The following is a 17,957-nucleotide window of genomic DNA, read 5'->3' as shown; positions in this document are numbered from 1 at the left end:
AACCAGAGGGAAATTACCCCCAAAATCTTATCTTTACCATCTATCTTTTTCTGTTACGAGTTAGTAAGTGAAGGACGTAAACTATCAGTCCTATAAATCCTAACTCCTGTCTTAAAAACTGCCTAAGTTGTTTATGATTACGAACCTTGCCAAAATCTTGTAAATAGTTCTCCAAATATTGGATCTGGCTTATTTCCCCTTGTAACAATGACAATTGATGGTTTGAATTCCTCAACTCCACACGGGCATTATCTACCTGTTGCAGTAGATTTCTAATTTCGTCTAAACCTTCTATACCCTCTATTTTACTCTTAATAGACTCAAGTTGTATTAAAATACTATTGGCATTGTCAATATTTTCATTATATCTGTCAATAGCAGCATATATTGCCTGATTTTCTTGCTGAATTTTTTGAGATTCTGCTCTAATATTATTTACGTCCTGCAAAATTAATCTTGCTTGTTCCACAAGACTGGTAACACTAATTTCCTCCAGTTCTCTTTTGGCTTGCGTTAATTCATGTAGAATATTGCCACAACTTTCTACAGCTTCTAAATTCCGGGATACTTGAGCGTCAAGTTGTCGAATATTTGTTTCAAGAGTCTGTAAATATTCTAATCTCTGGGATAGTTGCTCTCCAATTTCTCCGGCTTCCCTTTGAGATTCTATAAGTTGATCACGGCTAGTGTGAATTTCAGAAATTAAAATTCTTATTTCCTCAACTTCTTCGGCTTGTTTAAGAATTGCGTTGGCTCTGTCTAGAGAATTATCAATTACCTTGGTGAGTTTTTCAAGGTCTTTAGCAACTGCTAAATCTGTCCGGTTTTGATCATTAGTCATTGGTTTCTCCTTGAGAAATTTGGTTTATAGCAGCTTGGCACAGGACAGATACAATGGAACCATGTTGATGGGCAATTATCTCTCGGAATGGATAATCTTGAGGAATATCTTCACCAATCCTCATTCTCACTCTAGCCGCTTCATATATCAGTCCTTGTTGCTCAAGTTCATTTGCAATGCGCTCTACTACAGACCGATATTCTTCCGGGTTGCTTTCCTGTAATTGGGATATTTCTTCTACTGCATCCCAGTATCTACCTAAAGCCCTTAATAATAGGCATTTCAGGGGAACGATATCAAGGGGACTCCAAAAACTACTAGGTTGCTGTTGTTCTAATTCTCTTAATTCTGTTAATTCTTGCAGAATACTATCATGAGTTTGAGATGCTCTTAAAAATTCTATAGCTTTCTGCTCAATTTCTAATACTGTTTGATTGTCAAGCCTGGCTGCTCTCAAAGCTGCATAGGTATCCCAGTAAATTCTCAAAGGCTGACTGCGTAAACGTTCATAAATCAGGTTAGATATTCTATCTGGATCTTGAAATACCTGTTCTCCATTAGCAAACTCTGTAATCCATGCTAATGGTTGATCAGCATTAGAAAAATTGAAAAACTGACATTGATTAAAATGGTTTCTACCAATGCGCTTAATTTCATCAGTTGTGGTAATGATTAGTAATCTATAACGAGGTCTAGTAAAAATCGTATATAGATGACTTGCTTCTTCCATTGATAGTGTTCCTTGTCCCTGGAATACGGAAAAAGCCACACAAGCGTCAAACTCCCTCCCTTTAGCTTCCGTAACCTTCAGGTAATCTATTCCCGGTTTCTGATCTTCTGGAGCAATATCTTGATGGATTAACTTGACACGGCTAGAAAGCTCTTGCAGAACAGAGCGATTATCTCGATCATCTTGATTTGATGTGTATCTTACCCTATTACTCAGTCCAGAGAGAACTTGTGATAATTCTTCTGGTGAGTTGCACTCTAAAATCCTTACGGGTTCACCCTCTTCAAAACAGTTTTTAGGATCACTGGGATCAGGTAACCATCTTCCTTGATTTTGTAAGTTAGCTGCTTGTGCAAAAGAGTGAAAAATATTCGCAAATTCTAAAATACGCTGGGTATTGCGATAATTATATGTCAGAGAATGTGTTGTATTCAGTTCTAATTGTCCCCAATCAAACCCAGTGGGTTTAATCCTTTGATTCATATCTCCTAACAGCCAGAGGACATGAGAATGGTTATGTTGATGCCATCTTAACAACATTTGTTTGATAGCTTCAATTTCAGCAATCAAATAATCTTGAGCTTCATCAAATATCAACAGCGTTTTAATCCCTTCTGGTGGAGGAATAGTTTCTGTAATTTGTTGTAAGCCCTCTAGCCAAGTTGTTTGATCTCCTAGTCTTTGTTTCCAGTGGGTTATATTAACTTCTCCTACCCTGGCGATCGCATTTTGATTTTCTATGTAAGTTCTATTATTGTTTAAGTTACCTAAATTATCTTCGTTGATCACAAATGCTCTAAATAACACTAAATCCCGATATGGGATTTCGTCAGGGGGATCAATTAGATGAAGTCTTCGGAGTTCTTGTTGTAAAGCAGTTAACTCTTCTCCATCCGTAGCAATCTGAGCATATATGTTTGGTTCCGCTTGCTGTAACCACTCTTTAAAAGTACCTAGGAAAAAATTTGGCCTTTGCTCCTGTGAATTTAACTCATGTTCGATTTCGTCACAGTGACCATTTAGGAGTTCTTGTAAAGCAGTTAACTCCTTTTCATCCTTAGCAATCTGAGCATATATGTCTCGTCCTTTCCCTTGCTGCAACGAATCTAAATTTAACTCTTGGTCTTGTGAATTTAACTCTTGGTCTTGTGAATTTAACTCTTGGTCTTGTGAATTTAACTCTTGGTCTTGTGAATTTAACTCTTGGTCTTGTAAAATTGATTTTATCTCGGTAAAGTTTTCCAGATCAGAGCGTAAAGCTTCGGGAACAATTAAGGCAACATTCCAACCTGCTGTTTTGAATAATTCACAAGCTATTAAAGCAGCACATACTGTTTTACCTGTACCTGGTGCGCTCTGTAATAAAAAACTATTAATTTCAATATGATTTGGTGGTGCAGAGGTTATTAATTGCTTAGAAATTGCTTGTTGCTCAGGAGTAAGAAGAGGTGAATACAAGTAACCACCATAAACAAATTCATACCAGGAAGTAACTCGTTTATGATCAAATTGGTAAGTGGGGAGATGCTTTAAACGTGTTTCTTCAATTCCCATTAACTCCGCTAGTGTGATCGCACCTTCTGGATTTACATTCACCGGAATTGTATCATAAACATCATTCCTTCCCCGTAACTCAGCTAGTGTGATCGCACCTTCTGGATTTACATTCACCGGAATTGTATCATAAACATCATCCCTTCCCAGTAACTCAGCTAGTGTGATCGCACCTTCTGGATTTATGTTCACCGGAATTGTATCATAAACATCATCCCTTAACCCCGCCGCAATTACTAAAATTTCATAATTATTTCGAGTCCAAATAACTCTAATCCTACCTCTTCTAGTGCGCCATAAATCTCGGTATCCTTGTAATCTTCTTGTATCTCCCCACCTTCCCTGACTCAGGTCTGTCAAGACTTGTACTATATCCTCGAAATAATTATGTAACTTGAGGATATGCCGAAAAACAGCCCTGGTAATTTTGATAGTATAATTACACATGAAATACTCGAAGTAATGTCAACTATGTAAAAATTTAGTCTAAGTTCCAGTTTATCATGAGTATATAATTTTTGTCGCGTAGGGAGTAAAGGTAGTATATAATGTCCGGTAAAATACCAGTAACAGTGATTACAGGTTTTTTAGGCAGTGGTAAGACTAGCCTAATTCGCCACCTACTACAAAACAACCAAGGTCGCCGTATTGCGGTGTTAGTCAATGAGTTTGGGGAACTGGGTATTGATGGTGAGTTGTTAAAATCCTGTGAGATTTGCCCTGAAGATGGGGAACAGGGGAGTAATATCTTTGAGTTAACTAACGGCTGCTTATGCTGTACTGTGCAAGAAGAGTTTTATCCCACGATGCAGCAGTTAATTAAGCGACGAGATAGCATTGACTGTATTTTGATTGAAACTTCTGGTTTAGCTTTACCCAAACCTTTAGTTAAAGCCTTTCGCTGGCAAGAAATTCGCGCCGCTGCTACAGTGGATGCAGTAATTACCGTGGTAGACTGTGCGGCGGTAGCATCAGGTACATTTGCTAGCGACCCGGAGGCTATAGCTGCTCAACGCCAAGCAGATGATAGCCTAGAACATGAAACACCCTTACAAGAACTGTTTGAGGACCAATTGGCCTGTGCAGATTTGGTGGTGTTGAATAAAACTGATTTAGTGGATCTGGAGACAAAGCTGGAAGTTGAGGAACTAATTAAGCAAGAGTTACCCAGAGTGGTGAAGATTGTGGAAAGCGATCGCGGTCAAGTGGATGCTTCCATCTTACTGGGATTTCAAGCCGCAGTTGAAGATAATTTAGATAGTCGTCCCAGTCATCACGACACGGAGGAAGACCACGAACACGACGAAGAAATTACCTCAACTCACGTAGTATTAGACCGGAGCTTTGACCCAGAAAAGCTACAACAGCAACTGCAACAACTAGCACATCAACAAGAAATCTATCGGATTAAAGGCTTTGTCTCCGTACCGAATAAATCTATGCGCTTAGTAATGCAAGGTGTAGGAACCCGGTTTGACAAATTCTACGATCGCCCCTGGAAAGTCCAAGAACCTAAACAAACCAGTTTAGTTTTCATTGGTCGTGATTTGAAACCTGCGGAAATAGCATCCCAATTAGTAGCTTTATAATCACCCCTAATTGTATGAATATCTCTCAACTATTTGACATTGCCAATATTTTCGTTTTACCCTTTTGGGCGTTAATGATTTTCTTACCTAACTGGAAATTCACCCGGTGGGTAATGGCATCATATCTACCTTTTGTAGTTTTAGCTAGTGCATATTTGTACCTGTTTGTCAATAGTATTACGCCAGAAAATGCTGCCGCTTTATCTAATCCCCAGTTAGCAGATATTGCGCGATTTTTTACTGATGAAACAGCAGCTGCAACAGGATGGATTCATTTCCTGGTCATGGATTTATTTGTAGGTCGTTGGATATATTTAGAGGGTCAGAAAACAGGTATCTGGACAATTCATTCTCTGGCTTTATGTTTGTTTGCTGGACCTCTAGGTTTATTATCTCATATAGTCACCTACTGGATCACTAGGGCATTTTTCCCCAATTCACAGACTAAGGATATGGGAGAACCAGCGGTTTCTTCCAGTAATTAGAGTTAGTGAGCAGAGGTGCAAAGTTGAGGATGTCGATAATTGGGATCAACCCAACAAAGCGGTAGGCTTTCACCAGAGGGAAATACAAGATTCTGTTTTTGATAGGTTTCAGGTTCTTGTTCTTCTTGACCTAATTGGTCTTGGGCGCGGATGATCTGACTATTAGGATCAATTAATTCCTGAAAATCAAGGACTTTAATAAGATCACCTGAATCTTTGAGTTGTAAAAACATATTCATCACCTCAATAAATTTGAAGGTAGAATGGAAAATACCCCTAATCCTTTTGTTGGGGAAGATATACCGCCTCACCTCAACTGAGCAGAACTTAAATCTGGCGTTGATATTTCTCTAAAATATCTACCAAGTTGACTTGACATTGTAGTGGGAGGAGATCATTTAAAGGTAATTCTTTCCTCCCACCGCCAATTTTGACCGGGATAGATGTTAATATCGCTATAACTCTGTCTTCATTGACAGTCTGGGAAGTAATTAAGGGATACATTTGTTCAGCAACTACAGTATGTAGTTTGGCATCAGATAAATAAAGATGCCATTTAGCAATATCTATATATACCGCTTCGCCAATTTCAGCAGCTAGGGCTTCCAGTATTTCAGCGGTGTTGGTTGTAGCCATAAAAATCACCTTATATCAACAAAGAGCGTTAAATGTCAGGGTTTCTCGCATGATCGCACAATTATGTATTGGGATCTACCACCACAGGTTACAATCCCCCTAGCCGCAATAATCAATCTTCAGGTAGATTTGGGTGGAGTTTCGCTATAGTTGGCGATCGCACTAATATAAATCAGATGCACCAACAACAGTAATATCCAACCTGCGGTTAACCAGGGTAGCCATTCCCAGGTGGACGATTTTAAGTTGTGGACAAACCATAAACCGGAATTAACAGCCGTAGTCAATGCTACATGGACAGCAAAATTCATCCGGTCATCTAACTTGCGGAAATCTGGGTCTTTGCGGTCGGGTTTGCGAGGCCAACGAGGAGGCATAAGGATTTATTTGAGACTTGAGCCATGTACTTACTCAACTTTAGCAGACACATTCACCATCTGTGCTTACCCCTCATGATTCAGGTGTGTTAGTTCGGCAGAATTAAATAAAAAATGGCCTTGCATTATTTTCATAGTAGTGTTAAGATTATTTTGTTGTAAGGGTGTGTAGCTCAGCGGACTAGAGCACGTGGCTACGAGACCACGGTGTCGGGGGTTCGAATCCCTCCTCGCCCGTTAAGAAAGGCAGAAATGATTTTTAAAAGTAAAAATCATTTTTGCCTTTTCCTATACTTGGAATTATCTATCTAAGGCGTAACTATCTTCACCACGCCCCAAGGCAAAGCGGAGAGAATTATTCAGGTTATGACTGGACTGGGTGAGAAATATAATCATGGCTAGAAAAGTCAAAGCAGCACCATAACCAAACATCTGGCGGTAACCTACTTGTTCAGCAATGACACCCAGAACCGGACCCGCGACCCCAATACCAACATCTAATCCTACTAAAGAGACGCCAAATATCCGCCCGCGTTCGTGGGGTTGGGCGCGGTCTGTCATCATCGCCGCCATCATGGGAATTACAGTTCCCGAAGCAGCACCTTGGACAAATGCTGAGAGTAAGAAAATAGGGGCGCTGTTAGCTCGCCATATACCCACCATGGCTAAGGTGAAGGCAATTAAGCTCAGGGTGATAAATAAACCCCGTCCATATTTATCAGAAGCGCGGCCAATAAATAGCCTGACATTAAAACTGGCGATCGCCGCTACTGTGTAAAATAGTCCTGGGTTCAAATCTACATTAGTGGATTTGATAAATAATGGCACAAAAGTATGTAAAGTTCCTAAAACCATACCAATCAACAGCATGACTATTGCCGGAACACGCACACGAGGAGCCCATAATAATCGCCAGAATAGATTATTTTCAGGGTTATTGTCCAGCTGGTGAGCAACAGATGGATTCACCAGGGGGACAATACATAACATTCCCGCAAAACCCAAAGCCGCGGACAACAGAAATAAGGGAGTATAACCAGCAGCAGCTTGTAAATATCCCCCCATAGCTGGCCCAATAGCCACACCAAGGGGATTGACTAAACTCATGTAGCCAATCACCTCACCGCGATTGTGAGGAGGGGCTAAATCTCCCACCAATGCTACATAAGCAGTACCAAAAGCGGCAATACTGATACCGTGAAAGGCGCGTAACACCATTAATGGGATAATTGACTTTGCTAACACATAACCCAGAGGTGCAATAGCCACTGCTGACATCCCAATGAGCAACACAATCTTACGACCCCGACGGTCTGCTAAACTACTACACCAAGGGCGAAATAGTAGCATCCCGATGGCAAAACTGCCCATAACAATGCCAATCTCTTGACTGGTAGCGCCAATATCTTCGATATATAGGGGCAGAGTGGGTAATAATGAGGCAATGCTAGACCAGAATAATAAACCTGCGGTAAACAAAATCAGCAGGTTACGTCTAAGTTGGCTGTCTAAGGTCTGAATAGCTTTCAAAATAAATGTCAGTTTAGTTCCAGAGTGTTTCTCATATTGTTACGTTACTTAACATTTTTGGCTACTACTTCCCGCACCCGATAGATGGGACGACCTTGGGATTCATGGTAAGTACGCATCAATAACTCAGCCAACAGACCAAAGCAAAACAACTGCATCCCAGTGACTAACAGCAGCACCGCCAAAATTAACAAAGGGCGACTACCAATTGACTCCCCTAAAGCCAATTTAATAAAACTCAAGTAAATACCCAGCAGCATACCTGTAACTATCGATCCCAATCCCAGCAACCCGAAAACGTGCATGGGACGGGTGAGAAACTTCTTCATGAAGTAAATAGTTAACAAATCCATCATGACGCGAAAGGTGCGCCAAATGCCATACTTACTGCGGCCAAAACGCCGCGCATGATGACGTACGGGAATTTCAGTAATTCGCGCCCCCTCAATGTAAGCCAAAGCCGGTAAAAATCGGTGCAGTTCCCCGTAGAGATTCATATCAGCTACAAGCTCCGACCGATAAGCCTTGAGGGAACAACCATAATCATGTAACTTGACTTCCGTCACCTTACCAATTAGCCAATTAGCAACTTGAGAAGGAATTAAGCGGGAAAGTAAAGCATCTTGGCGTTGATGTCGCCAACCACTCACTAAATCATAGCCTTCTGCCAACTTAGCTAATAATAAGGGGATATCCGCCGGATCATTTTGCAAATCAGCATCCAATGTGACAATCACTTTACCGATCGCATAATTAAACCCAGCGGCCATTGCCGCAGTTTGTCCGTAATTTCGCCGTAATAGCACCGCTTTTAAATCACTACGGATGTGGGCTTGTGACTTGAGAAATTCCGCCGATCCGTCTGTAGAACCATCATCCACGCAAATGATTTCATAACTGAAATTACTGGCGCTGACACTAGTAGCGATCGCTGCGAGCAAAAGTGGTAAACTTTCCACCTCATCCCGCACTGGTACTACCACCGAAACATCGGGGACAACTACCCCACTTGAACCATTTTCCTGATTTAAACCCTGGGAAATTAAGCCACTCCTCATATTAACGTCCTTAGTTTCTGTGTGGTTGATAACTCTGAATCACCCGACCTGCACCCCGCAGCTGGTGATAATATGACTGACTTACCCTATCCCCCTGTTCCGAGAGAATATCAATGCCAATACCATTGCGTCCCTGGTCTTTTCCCGAACTATGAATGTAAGAATTATCGCCTAAATATAGCCCTACATGAGTTGCTTTTTTTACAGTTCCAAAAAAAACTAAATCCCCTGGTTGTAATTCATTTATATGAATTTTCTGGGTAAAAGCTTCCTGTTGATAAGCATCTCTGGGTAACCAAACGCCTACCGACAAAAACGCCGCCTGCATTAACCCGGAACAGTCGTAATTCGGACCGACTGTACCACCCCACAGATAATAATTAGACTGTTCCATGGATTTTTGGGTAAAATTAATCACATCAGGGAGTAATTTTGTGATCTCAGACTGGGAAAATGATTTGGCCTGATAAAGTGTGGTAGCAGGTTGTAATATATCCAAGTCGGCACAAGATACCCACCCTGGATAGTCATCTTCACATAAATACACCTCAAATGCTGAGAACTGATGATTTAATGTGACCCGCAAATGTCGCCCTGTAGCTGCTTGAGTGCTCAGGCTTATACATTCAGGAGAATCATATAAATTCAAATTAGCAATACACTGGTATTCTTGAGCCGATGTCTTGAGGATTGGGGATTCTGAATTAGAGAGCATTCTGCAATGATTTTCTTTAGAAAAGACGAACAACTCGAAAATCTTGGTAATGATATTTTAGAGGCAACTTGGGCAACATTTCCCAGTTTAGCCCGTAACCAAGTGGCTATAACTTGGATTGTTTATGATCCTCCAGTACCTGTAAATACTGGTGGTGCTTTGACTCCTGATGCTTTTTGGAGCCATATACTCCGTGGTTTTACTTATAGGGGGGTGGAGCGAATTTATCCCGCTAGCGTGGTCAAATTGTTTTATTTAGTCGCTGTCCACGAATGGCTGGAAAAAGGTATGACCCCACCCTGTCAGGAGTTGGAACGCGCCTTAACTGATATGATTGTGGACTCTAGCAATGATGCTACTAGCTTAATTGTAGATGTCCTGAGTGGCACTACTTCCGGTCCAGAGTTACCAAGCGCACCCTTTGAAACTTGGAAATATCAACGTCATATTATTAACCGCTATTACCAGTCTTTGGGTTGGGAAGAGTTGGAGACAATTAATATTTGTCAAAAAACTTGGGGTGATGGTCCCTATGGTAGGGAACGAGCATTTTATGGGGAAATGCTTGATAATCGCAATATGGTGACCACTAATGCCACGGCTAAGTTAATTCATACTATTGTAGGTGGGGTGGCAGTGTCTAGTAAGCGATCGCAAGCCATGATGAATTTGCTCAAACGTAGTCTTAACCCCAATGATTTACCCACCGATGTAGAAGAGGATCAGGTAACAGGTTTTTTGGGGGGTGGACTTCCCCAAAATACTCAAATCTGGTCAAAAGCCGGTTGGACAAGTCAAGTTCGTCATGACGCAGCTTATATTGAGTTATCAGAACAGCTTCCCTACATCTTAGTTGTATTTACTGAAGGTAAAGCTAACGCCAAACGCCGGGATATCTTACCTTTTATTTCTGGGCTATTTGCCAAGGGGATGAGTAATTTATAATTTGTAATTCGTAAGAACACAGATACAAGGGAATATTACTAATATTCGGTTGTATTAATCTGTTTTTCTGAGGATTTATCAACCCTCAGCCCCACCCTCTCCTGAACTAGGGGAGGGCTTAATAATCTTGTTAATTATTGAACCTGGGATAGATTTAGAGATAATTGATTCAGGATTATATTAAAATATATGACACAAAATTTTTAAGTAAGTATGATCCTAAATGAATGGTTATGATGGCAAAATATCGAATCATGACTTACTATTGAGTTATTTATATTTAGTTAGCCATGACATTGCCTGAGCCGCCAAATAATTTTGGAGATAATCATTCGCCAAAGTCATATCAGCCACGGTTGCCAGAAAGAAGATGGCAGAGATTATTGTTAGCTTCTATACTAATTATTGCAGGTGGTAGCGCTATATTTTGGCGTGTTTTGACTCCTACACATCAAGCAGTACCTACTAATATTAAAACTCCCGGCGTCAGGGTCAAGGTGTTAACAGTACGCTCTGGTATAGTCGATGAAAGTTCAAATTTTGTTGCTAGCTTAAAGTCTGGGCGTTCGGTAGAGATCAAGTCGAAAATTCCCGGACAAGTTACCCAAATATTTCTCAAACCAGGGGATCAAGTTACAGCCAGAACGGCAATTATCCAAGTAGATTCTAGACCAGCAACAATTGAGCTTAATGCTACTTATCAAACTGCTGTGTTACAACGGGAAAATGCCCGTGCTAAACTTGAGTCTCTGGAAGCAGCACGCCAATCTCAAGTTGCTGATTTACAATTGCACGAAGAGGATTATCAAAAGTATGCTTACCTAGCAACCCAGGGAGCTATCTCTCGACGTGCGCGAAATCAGTATGCTAATCGGGTGGCTACAACTAAGGCTGATCTTGGGGCGATTAATGCTCAGATTCAAGGAGAGCAACTGACTATCTCACAAGCTGAAAAAACCTTGCAACAAACCCAGTCCGAGATTCGCAACCAACGACTCCACCCCCAGAGTTATACAATTACAGCACCTTTTAGCGGTACAGTTGGTAATATTTCTGTGAGAGTAGGTGATTTAGTCAATACTTCTACACCACTAGTTACTGTTTCTCAAAATCAACCCTTAGAACTGCATATTTTTGTCCCGGTGGAACAAAGCACCCAATTACGTCAGGGAATGGCCGTGGAAGTGTTGAATCCACAAGCTGAGGTGATAAGTAGTAGTAAAATATCTGCAATTACTCCTGATGCTAAAAATGAGCGGCGAGAAGTTTTGGTTAAAGCACTGTTTAATAATTCCGAAGGTCAGTTACGACCTGATCAATTAGTACAGGCGAGAGTGATTTGGAATCAGCGTTCTGGGGTATTAATCCCTACCAAATCAGTGTTTCGCGTAGGTGGGGAAACTTTTGTCTATGTGATGACAACAGAGGAATCACCACAAGGGATATCTCAACTTATAGCTCGCCAAAGACGGGTGCAATTAGGTAATATTAGAGATGATCATTACCAAGTTTTGGCAGGATTACAATCAGAAGATCAAATTGTTACTTCAGGCGTTTTGAATCTAAAAGATGGTATGCCAATAGTGCCTGAATAGTTTTATAATTATAGATTGATTCTTGTTTAAAAAATATCGGCTGGATCTGCTGACTTTAATTTACCCATGGCGATCGCACCGGAGATTAAACACATGATCACTGTTAATAACAGTACAAAAATGAGTCTCTCAGGGGTGAGAAATAATGGTAATTTAGTAATATTACGGGTAAAATTATACATAAAAAACGATACTAAACCACCGGGAATAAAACCGCATATAGCTAATATTAATGTTTCCTGAAGAACAACAAACATTAAATATATATTGCGATAACCCATAGCCTTAAGTGTGGCATATTCCGGCAAGTGATCCATAACATCACTATAAATAATTTGATAAACAATAATCACACCCACTAAAAAGCCAATGGTAACACCCAGGGAAAAAATAAAACCAATCGCCCCATTTTCTCGCCAATATTGCTTTTCAAAATCAATAAATTCTTCATGGGTGAAAACTCGGACATCATCACTCAGGTAGGACTCTAAAGCTTTGGCGACTACCTCAGCATTGCTACCAGGTTTGAGGTTAATTAAACCTAAGTTAACTTGACCAGGTTTTTGTCCGGAAAAAATCTGTAAATAGTTCTGGTCACTAGTGATGACACTACCATTGGCCACAAAAGAAGCGCCCACCTCGTACAAACCCTGAATTTGCACCCTACGCCCTTGTAATTCTGTGATGACAGGTTGACCTTGAGATATTTGGGCGATCGCTTGTTCATATTTTCCGCTAGAATTGCGATCAAATAATAGAGTATGAGGATATTTAATCGTGGCCAATTGTTGATTGACTTCCGGTAAATTAAAAGCTGGTTTTTCCGGATTAAAACCAATCACTAAAATTGACTCATCTAACTTAGTTTGGGGACTCTTCCAAACACCTAAACGAACATAGACAGGATTAACCGACTCAACCTCCGACAAATTAGCAGCTTGAAACAAACGGCGACGAGGAAAACTACTCAGAAGCCCTAAGTTTTGCCCTTGGCGACTAACCAAGACTAAATCCGCTTGTAAAACTTCATGAAATCTGGTATTACTATCATATAAAGCCGACTGAAAGCCCAACTGCATCAACATCAAAAAATCAGCGAAAGTAATACCACAAATAGCGACTAAAAACCGCCCCTTTTGCTTCATTAATTGTCGCCAAGCCAAAGGGATTCTCCGTTTAAACATAAATATTTAAGATTTAAGGAAAAAAAAGGATAAAAAAACTAGAGCAACACCCAGTATGTTTATGACTTTTACCTAATTAACTTACTCACATCTTGACTGGTAAGTATTTCTACATTCACTTGGAGATTAGTCAAATTAGCTACCTGCTGACTAGATGCTGCATCTAAACGAATTTTAGCCTCAATTACCCTAGCATCCGTAGCTGTGGTGGGGTCACTGTCTAACACATCTTTCTTCGCCACTTGAAAGCCAATACTATCGACTGTTCCCCTTAATTCACCCTCAAACGCATTACTAGGACTAGTAATAGTCGCAATTTGACCAGAGCGAATGTTACTGATATCACTTTCATAGATTTCTGCGATCGCATACATTTGATTAGTTCGACCAAGTTCCACAATTCCCCCCTCACCGATGGTTTCACCCGGATGAGCTTGAACCTGGAGAATTTGACCCGCTTGTGGGGCGCGAATATATGCTGAATCTAGTTCTACTTGCATTTTTTCCACAGTGGCGATCGCCCGATCTACTTCTGCTTGTGCTATAGCCACATCTGTAGGACGTATCTCTGCTGTTTGGGCTAAAATAGCCTTAGCTTCCTGAATTTGGGCGGTGAGGGTGCGTTGTGTTCTGGCTAAATTAGCTTGCGCACCATTCAATTCTTCCCGGGCGGATTTTAAAGTTAATCTGCGAGTATCAAGAGTGGAAATAGCGATCGCACCTTCTTGATAAAGATTTTCATAACGGCGCAATTCTATCTGTGCATTTTGTAACTCAGCTTCTAAGCGAGCGATGGTAGCTTGCTGGGTTGGGATTTCACCATCTAACTGTGCTTGCAGATTGCTCACAGTTGCTTTTCTGGCGGAAATTTCACTTGGTTGTGCGCCAGCTTTTACCTGAGCTAACCGTGATTTCATCACTCGCACTTGTTGCTGTGCTTCCTTAAGATTAGCTTGTAAGCGATCGCGATTGTCCAAAATAGCAATCACATCTCCAGCGCCTACTTCCTGACCTTCAGTCACCAAAAGTTGCGCCACACGACTAGCACCACTAACATCAGTAGGAGCCGAAATTCTCATGACTTCACCAGCTGGTTGCAATCTTCCGAGCGCATTCACTTTTGAAATCACTGGTTGACTAACTTGGGTAGTCACCGCTGGGGTTTGAGTATTGAGCGGACGAGTTATAGACAGGATCCCCACCCCCATAGCTGTGAGCGAGGTCATACCCAGAGCCAATAACCAGCGAAAATTGGGGGGGAGTAGAGAGGAATTTTCAGAATTTCGCAACATTCTCTATTTCCTTACATAGCACCGACGGGGTGTTCATACTTGAAGAAACCAGGATTCAGAATCCCACAGGGGTCGTATTTCCTTTTGATTTCATTGACGGTCAACCAGTAATCACCAAATTGCGATCGCCATTTTGGTAAATCAAATTCCGCCCAAGTCGCCATATATCTTTTACCCCCCATTTGGAAGCCCAAATCAGTCAGTAAATTTAACTGCTGTAACACAACTTCCACCTGAGTTTGGGGAATACTCGGATACATTCCCAAACCGATAATTAACTCATCATCCGGTAAAGGAAACATGGGTAATTTATGATGGCGAGAATTGAGACAAAAAGAACCTATAGGTAAAGTGCGGAAATCCAAGAAATTAGGTATACGCTCCAGAGCAATCTTAATAAATTCCTGAGCACTAGAACCAGGTAAAAGTAAATCTATCCAAGTATTAGCAGTATTGACAGGATAAGGAACTTGACCTAATGGTTGAATGAACTGCTCAAAAGTCAAGTCTTCAGTGTGGATATGGCGATAAAAATTTAAACCAGCCAGTAATTCTGCATCATTTACCTGATTGACAGCATCAAATTCTACAGTAATTTGCATCCTGTAAAACCATTGAATTAATGGTTTGATCTGATTTTCTTTTCTGCTCATTCCTTGCAAGCAGGGTGAAAACAAAGATACTAAACCATCTATCCGACCTTCTGTGACTAACCCACGTGCATCATGTAAAAGTTTATCTAAATCGTCATAGCAAAGAAAATAACTGCGAGTGTAAGGGCGATATTTCCTCAGACGATTTTTAACTTTAGTAATAATACCAAATTGACCATAGCCACACAGAACATGATAGAAAAGTTCGCTGTTGTCTTCCGGTGTACACCAAATAATATCCCCAGTCCCCGTCACAACTTCCAAAGCCAAACAGTTATCAGCTTGAGAACCATAACGAAAAGAACTCAAACCTAAACCAGCAGCGCAGAGAGTTCCCCCAAAGTCACTTCAAAGTTATTGGTCAGGACTGGGGGAATTACACCATCAGGTATAGCAGTATCAATAACTTGCTTCCAAGTCACACCAGGGTCAGCTTGGAACCAGAGTTCATCGGGGCGGAAATCATCAATTTGATTGAGATTCCTCATATCTAAGAGGATTCCCCCTTGATTCAAAGATTGACCACTCAAAGAACGTCCCGCACCCCGTGAGGAAATTGTTAAACCCTGTTGAGCAGCATATTTAATTGCTTGAGCAACATCACTAGAATCTTGCGGACGAATCACAATTTGGGGCTGTTTTTTAATAATGTTGCCAAAATCTTGAGAAACTGCTTCTAAGTCTGATTCTTTGTTACTAACTTCTCCGGCAATAATCTGTTTTAAGTCTGTAAGTATACCACTCATAACTTTAGTTTAAATTATAGTTTTTTCTTAAGAATCTTGTGTTTTATGTCCCAGCAACTGTTTAATTAATCACAAATTATTTATAATTAATGGGAATTGATACTAGTGAAAAAAACGAATTTTCAGCATTTTACAACCGATTCTACACAAACTAGGAATTAATAAGATCAGAGACATTACCGGACGAAAAGTATTTTTATCCTCTGTGTTCATCACCGGTAAATTATTTGTACTTCTCTCATACTTGAATACACAAACACAGTCACCCTCTGCTTGTTTACTCAAAATTGCCGCCTTGATTCCCGGAAAAGCTCTTCTGGTAGCTTCTTGTTCCATTTCGCAGAAGACACGACAGGGACTATCAAAACCGTACTCTTTCGCCAAGGATAAAACTGGGCAAACTCTTTGTATTTCTAATGCTGCATCTGTACCATTTTGCGAAATATCTACCACATCCATCACAAAACCCATTAATCCCAGCAAGGGTGCAGCTTGGGTGAAACCTTTCGCTAAGGTGTTATGCTCGATAAAAGTACCCATCAGCGCCTTTTGTTGTTCAGGATATTTTGCCATCATTTCTTCAAAAGCGGCTGCATCTCCTTTTTCTGCAACCAGATTTTTGTATCTTTGTAATCTCTTGCGAAACAAATTCATGGCTTTAGATTCATCTAGATTGATGATATCTTCCATGCGGAGATTACCTGTGACTAGTTCCTTTTCCATGGTCATTTCTGATTGAATAAATTATTTATATACTGGAATACAGGCAAAGTAGAATTATCCACACTAGTACATATTTGCAAGCATTCAGACATGATAATGCCATATCTATTTCTATGTCACTGCTCAAAGATGTATCTTTTCTGGTTTTGTTAAAAGTAAAGTCTTTCTTCATTACCTGTAGTCGCTATATGTTGGTTTGATATTAAATTTTGATGTTAAATTGTGTTCCATCATCTGGGGAGCCATCAAAACCGATTTACAACCACTCCCGAGGATTTTTTAAGACTTCTTTTAACATAGCTTCTTTGCTACCGGGAATAGGTTGATCATCATATTCCCAACTAGCAGCGGGAGGCATACAGTTAAAAACACTTTGTTGGTTAACCATACCACTAGCTAAACCAAAACGCACACCGCGATCGCATGATAAGATAAACTCTACATAGCGCCCACGTACCAGATGTTGCCAATACTTATTTAGCTTTGTAAAAGACATATCTTTACGCCTTTCCAAAATTGGCATATAAGCAGGGATAAAAGCATCAGCGCAATCAGTCACAAAATCAAGTAGTTTTTGCGGATCTTGATTATTTAAATGGTCAAAGAAAATTCCCCCAATACCGCGGTGTTCACCGCGATGTTGTATGTGGAAATATTCATCACAGGAGCGTTTAAACCGGGGATAATAAGAAGGATCATACTGATCACAAACCTGTTTATGCACCTGATGAAAATGAACTGCATCTTCCTCAAACAGATATGCTGGTGTTAAATCAGCACCACCACCGAGCCACCAATAAACCGGTTGGTCACCATGACAAATCTCGAAATAGCGGTAGTTAGCATGAGCAGTGGGAGCCATGGGGTTATGGGGATGGATGACAAAACTAGAACCTGTAGCGAAATAGCGGTTAGCCTTACTGCGCGTGATTTTATCAGCTACATCCGTAGCTAGAGCGCCCGATTGCTGAAAAGACATCCCCGGAGGTAACTCACCTTCTATGGCTACATAATTCACCCCTACCTTTTCCAACACATTACCATTGTGCAGAACCCGGTCAATATAGATAGCATCTTGACTACTTTCACCCACCCTCCAGACTCCCTCCTGGTCACGATTCCAGGACTGTTCACACAGATGCTTACCATCCAACGCCTCCAGAACCTGACAAGTATTATCAAACATCCGCCTGAAAAACTTATCAATAACTCCACGCATTCCTAGTTCCTCAGTGATTTTTTCCAGTACATGGTTCATACTTATCTCCCCAGTATTAGTCAAATACTTATATCAACCTGCGTGT

At 40.8% G+C, this 17,957-nt stretch carries 18 protein-coding genes and 1 tRNA gene; 5 read left to right on the top strand and 14 right to left on the bottom strand.

Annotation, left to right across the window (positions count from 1 at the left end; all coding sequences use genetic code 11):
• Positions 1–40: 40 nt before the first annotated feature.
• Together AC6IZ0_RS12080 and AC6IZ0_RS12075 are read right to left on the bottom strand one after the other, a co-directional pair.
• On the bottom strand, positions 41–841 hold the full coding sequence (locus AC6IZ0_RS12080; protein ID WP_497723099.1) for a hypothetical protein: 801 nt from the start codon (positions 839–841) through the stop codon (positions 41–43).
• On the bottom strand, positions 834–3,572 hold the full coding sequence (locus AC6IZ0_RS12075) for a type II toxin-antitoxin system RelE family toxin (protein ID WP_497723097.1): 2,739 nt from the start codon (positions 3,570–3,572) through the stop codon (positions 834–836). The genes AC6IZ0_RS12080 and AC6IZ0_RS12075 overlap by 8 nt, the downstream gene beginning before the upstream one ends.
• A gap of 101 nt (positions 3,573–3,673) precedes the next feature.
• Between AC6IZ0_RS12075 and cobW the strand changes: the two genes are divergently transcribed.
• Together cobW and AC6IZ0_RS12065 are read left to right on the top strand one after the other, a co-directional pair.
• Positions 3,674–4,714, top strand: a complete 1,041-nt coding sequence (gene cobW, locus AC6IZ0_RS12070; RefSeq protein WP_271733018.1) for a cobalamin biosynthesis protein CobW — start codon at positions 3,674–3,676, stop codon at positions 4,712–4,714.
• A 14-nt stretch (positions 4,715–4,728) separates the two neighbouring features.
• On the top strand, positions 4,729–5,199 hold the full coding sequence (locus AC6IZ0_RS12065; protein WP_497723095.1) for an ABA4-like family protein: 471 nt from the start codon (positions 4,729–4,731) through the stop codon (positions 5,197–5,199).
• Between the two features lie 2 nt (positions 5,200–5,201).
• On the opposite strand, the gene AC6IZ0_RS12060 is transcribed toward AC6IZ0_RS12065, so the two are convergent.
• The 3 genes from AC6IZ0_RS12060 to AC6IZ0_RS12050 form a co-directional block, all read right to left on the bottom strand.
• Positions 5,202–5,432 (bottom strand): acetyltransferase, encoded by a 231-nt coding sequence (locus AC6IZ0_RS12060; RefSeq protein WP_497723094.1) that lies wholly within the window; start codon positions 5,430–5,432, stop codon positions 5,202–5,204.
• A gap of 94 nt (positions 5,433–5,526) precedes the next feature.
• Positions 5,527–5,835, bottom strand: a complete 309-nt coding sequence (locus AC6IZ0_RS12055; RefSeq protein ID WP_497723093.1) for a DUF3181 family protein — start codon at positions 5,833–5,835, stop codon at positions 5,527–5,529.
• Between the two features lie 119 nt (positions 5,836–5,954).
• Positions 5,955–6,212 (bottom strand): 2TM domain-containing protein, encoded by a 258-nt coding sequence (locus tag AC6IZ0_RS12050; RefSeq protein ID WP_497723092.1) that lies wholly within the window; start codon positions 6,210–6,212, stop codon positions 5,955–5,957.
• A gap of 162 nt (positions 6,213–6,374) precedes the next feature.
• Here AC6IZ0_RS12050 and AC6IZ0_RS12045 point away from each other — a divergent pair.
• Positions 6,375–6,449, top strand: a tRNA-Arg gene (locus AC6IZ0_RS12045).
• 63 nt (positions 6,450–6,512) lie between these two features.
• Here the strand turns inward: AC6IZ0_RS12045 and AC6IZ0_RS12040 are convergent.
• Genes AC6IZ0_RS12040 through AC6IZ0_RS12030 form a run of 3 tightly spaced genes read right to left on the bottom strand, consistent with a single transcriptional unit; the run spans position 6,513 to position 9,515 of the window.
• Positions 6,513–7,742 carry an MFS transporter gene (locus AC6IZ0_RS12040; RefSeq protein ID WP_497723091.1) on the bottom strand — a complete coding sequence of 410 codons (1,230 nt, stop codon included), beginning with the start codon at positions 7,740–7,742 and terminating at the stop codon, positions 6,513–6,515.
• Positions 7,743–7,786: 44 nt separating this feature from the next.
• Positions 7,787–8,800, bottom strand: a complete 1,014-nt coding sequence (locus AC6IZ0_RS12035; RefSeq protein ID WP_497723090.1) for a glycosyltransferase family 2 protein — start codon at positions 8,798–8,800, stop codon at positions 7,787–7,789.
• A gap of 10 nt (positions 8,801–8,810) precedes the next feature.
• The gene (locus AC6IZ0_RS12030) at positions 8,811–9,515 is read right to left on the bottom strand and encodes a C40 family peptidase (protein ID WP_271733031.1); all 705 of its coding nucleotides are present in this window, start codon (positions 9,513–9,515) and stop codon (positions 8,811–8,813) included.
• A gap of 6 nt (positions 9,516–9,521) precedes the next feature.
• On the opposite strand from AC6IZ0_RS12030, the gene AC6IZ0_RS12025 reads away from it, so the two are divergent.
• A complete protein-coding gene (locus tag AC6IZ0_RS12025) occupies positions 9,522–10,460 on the top strand; it encodes a serine hydrolase (RefSeq protein WP_497723088.1) in 939 nt (312 codons plus the stop codon).
• A gap of 290 nt (positions 10,461–10,750) precedes the next feature.
• Positions 10,751–12,055, top strand: coding sequence for an efflux RND transporter periplasmic adaptor subunit (locus AC6IZ0_RS12020; protein ID WP_497723087.1), 1,305 nt, complete (start codon positions 10,751–10,753; stop codon positions 12,053–12,055).
• 26 nt (positions 12,056–12,081) lie between these two features.
• Here the strand turns inward: AC6IZ0_RS12020 and devC are convergent, their stop codons facing one another.
• From devC to hemF, 6 genes are all read right to left on the bottom strand, one after another.
• Positions 12,082–13,239: an ABC transporter permease DevC gene (gene devC, locus AC6IZ0_RS12015; protein WP_497723085.1), complete on the bottom strand. Its 1,158-nt coding sequence runs from the start codon at positions 13,237–13,239 to the stop codon at positions 12,082–12,084.
• Between the two features lie 68 nt (positions 13,240–13,307).
• The gene (locus tag AC6IZ0_RS12010; RefSeq protein WP_497723084.1) at positions 13,308–14,531 is read right to left on the bottom strand and encodes an ABC exporter membrane fusion protein; all 1,224 of its coding nucleotides are present in this window, start codon (positions 14,529–14,531) and stop codon (positions 13,308–13,310) included.
• Between the two features lie 11 nt (positions 14,532–14,542).
• Positions 14,543–15,493 (bottom strand): hypothetical protein, encoded by a 951-nt coding sequence (locus AC6IZ0_RS12005; RefSeq protein WP_497723082.1) that lies wholly within the window; start codon positions 15,491–15,493, stop codon positions 14,543–14,545.
• A 2-nt stretch (positions 15,494–15,495) separates the two neighbouring features.
• Positions 15,496–15,930 carry an FAD-binding oxidoreductase gene (locus AC6IZ0_RS12000; protein WP_497723081.1) on the bottom strand — a complete coding sequence of 145 codons (435 nt, stop codon included), beginning with the start codon at positions 15,928–15,930 and terminating at the stop codon, positions 15,496–15,498.
• Positions 15,931–16,032: 102 nt separating this feature from the next.
• Positions 16,033–16,653, bottom strand: a complete 621-nt coding sequence (locus tag AC6IZ0_RS11995) for a helix-turn-helix domain-containing protein (RefSeq protein WP_497723079.1) — start codon at positions 16,651–16,653, stop codon at positions 16,033–16,035.
• A gap of 256 nt (positions 16,654–16,909) precedes the next feature.
• Positions 16,910–17,911: an oxygen-dependent coproporphyrinogen oxidase gene (gene hemF, locus AC6IZ0_RS11990; protein ID WP_497723077.1), complete on the bottom strand. Its 1,002-nt coding sequence runs from the start codon at positions 17,909–17,911 to the stop codon at positions 16,910–16,912.
• Positions 17,912–17,957: the final 46 nt, after the last annotated feature.

It is taken from the genome of Anabaenopsis sp. NIES-4685 (assembly GCF_059725405.1).
This window is presented reverse-complemented; position numbering and strand designations above follow the sequence as displayed.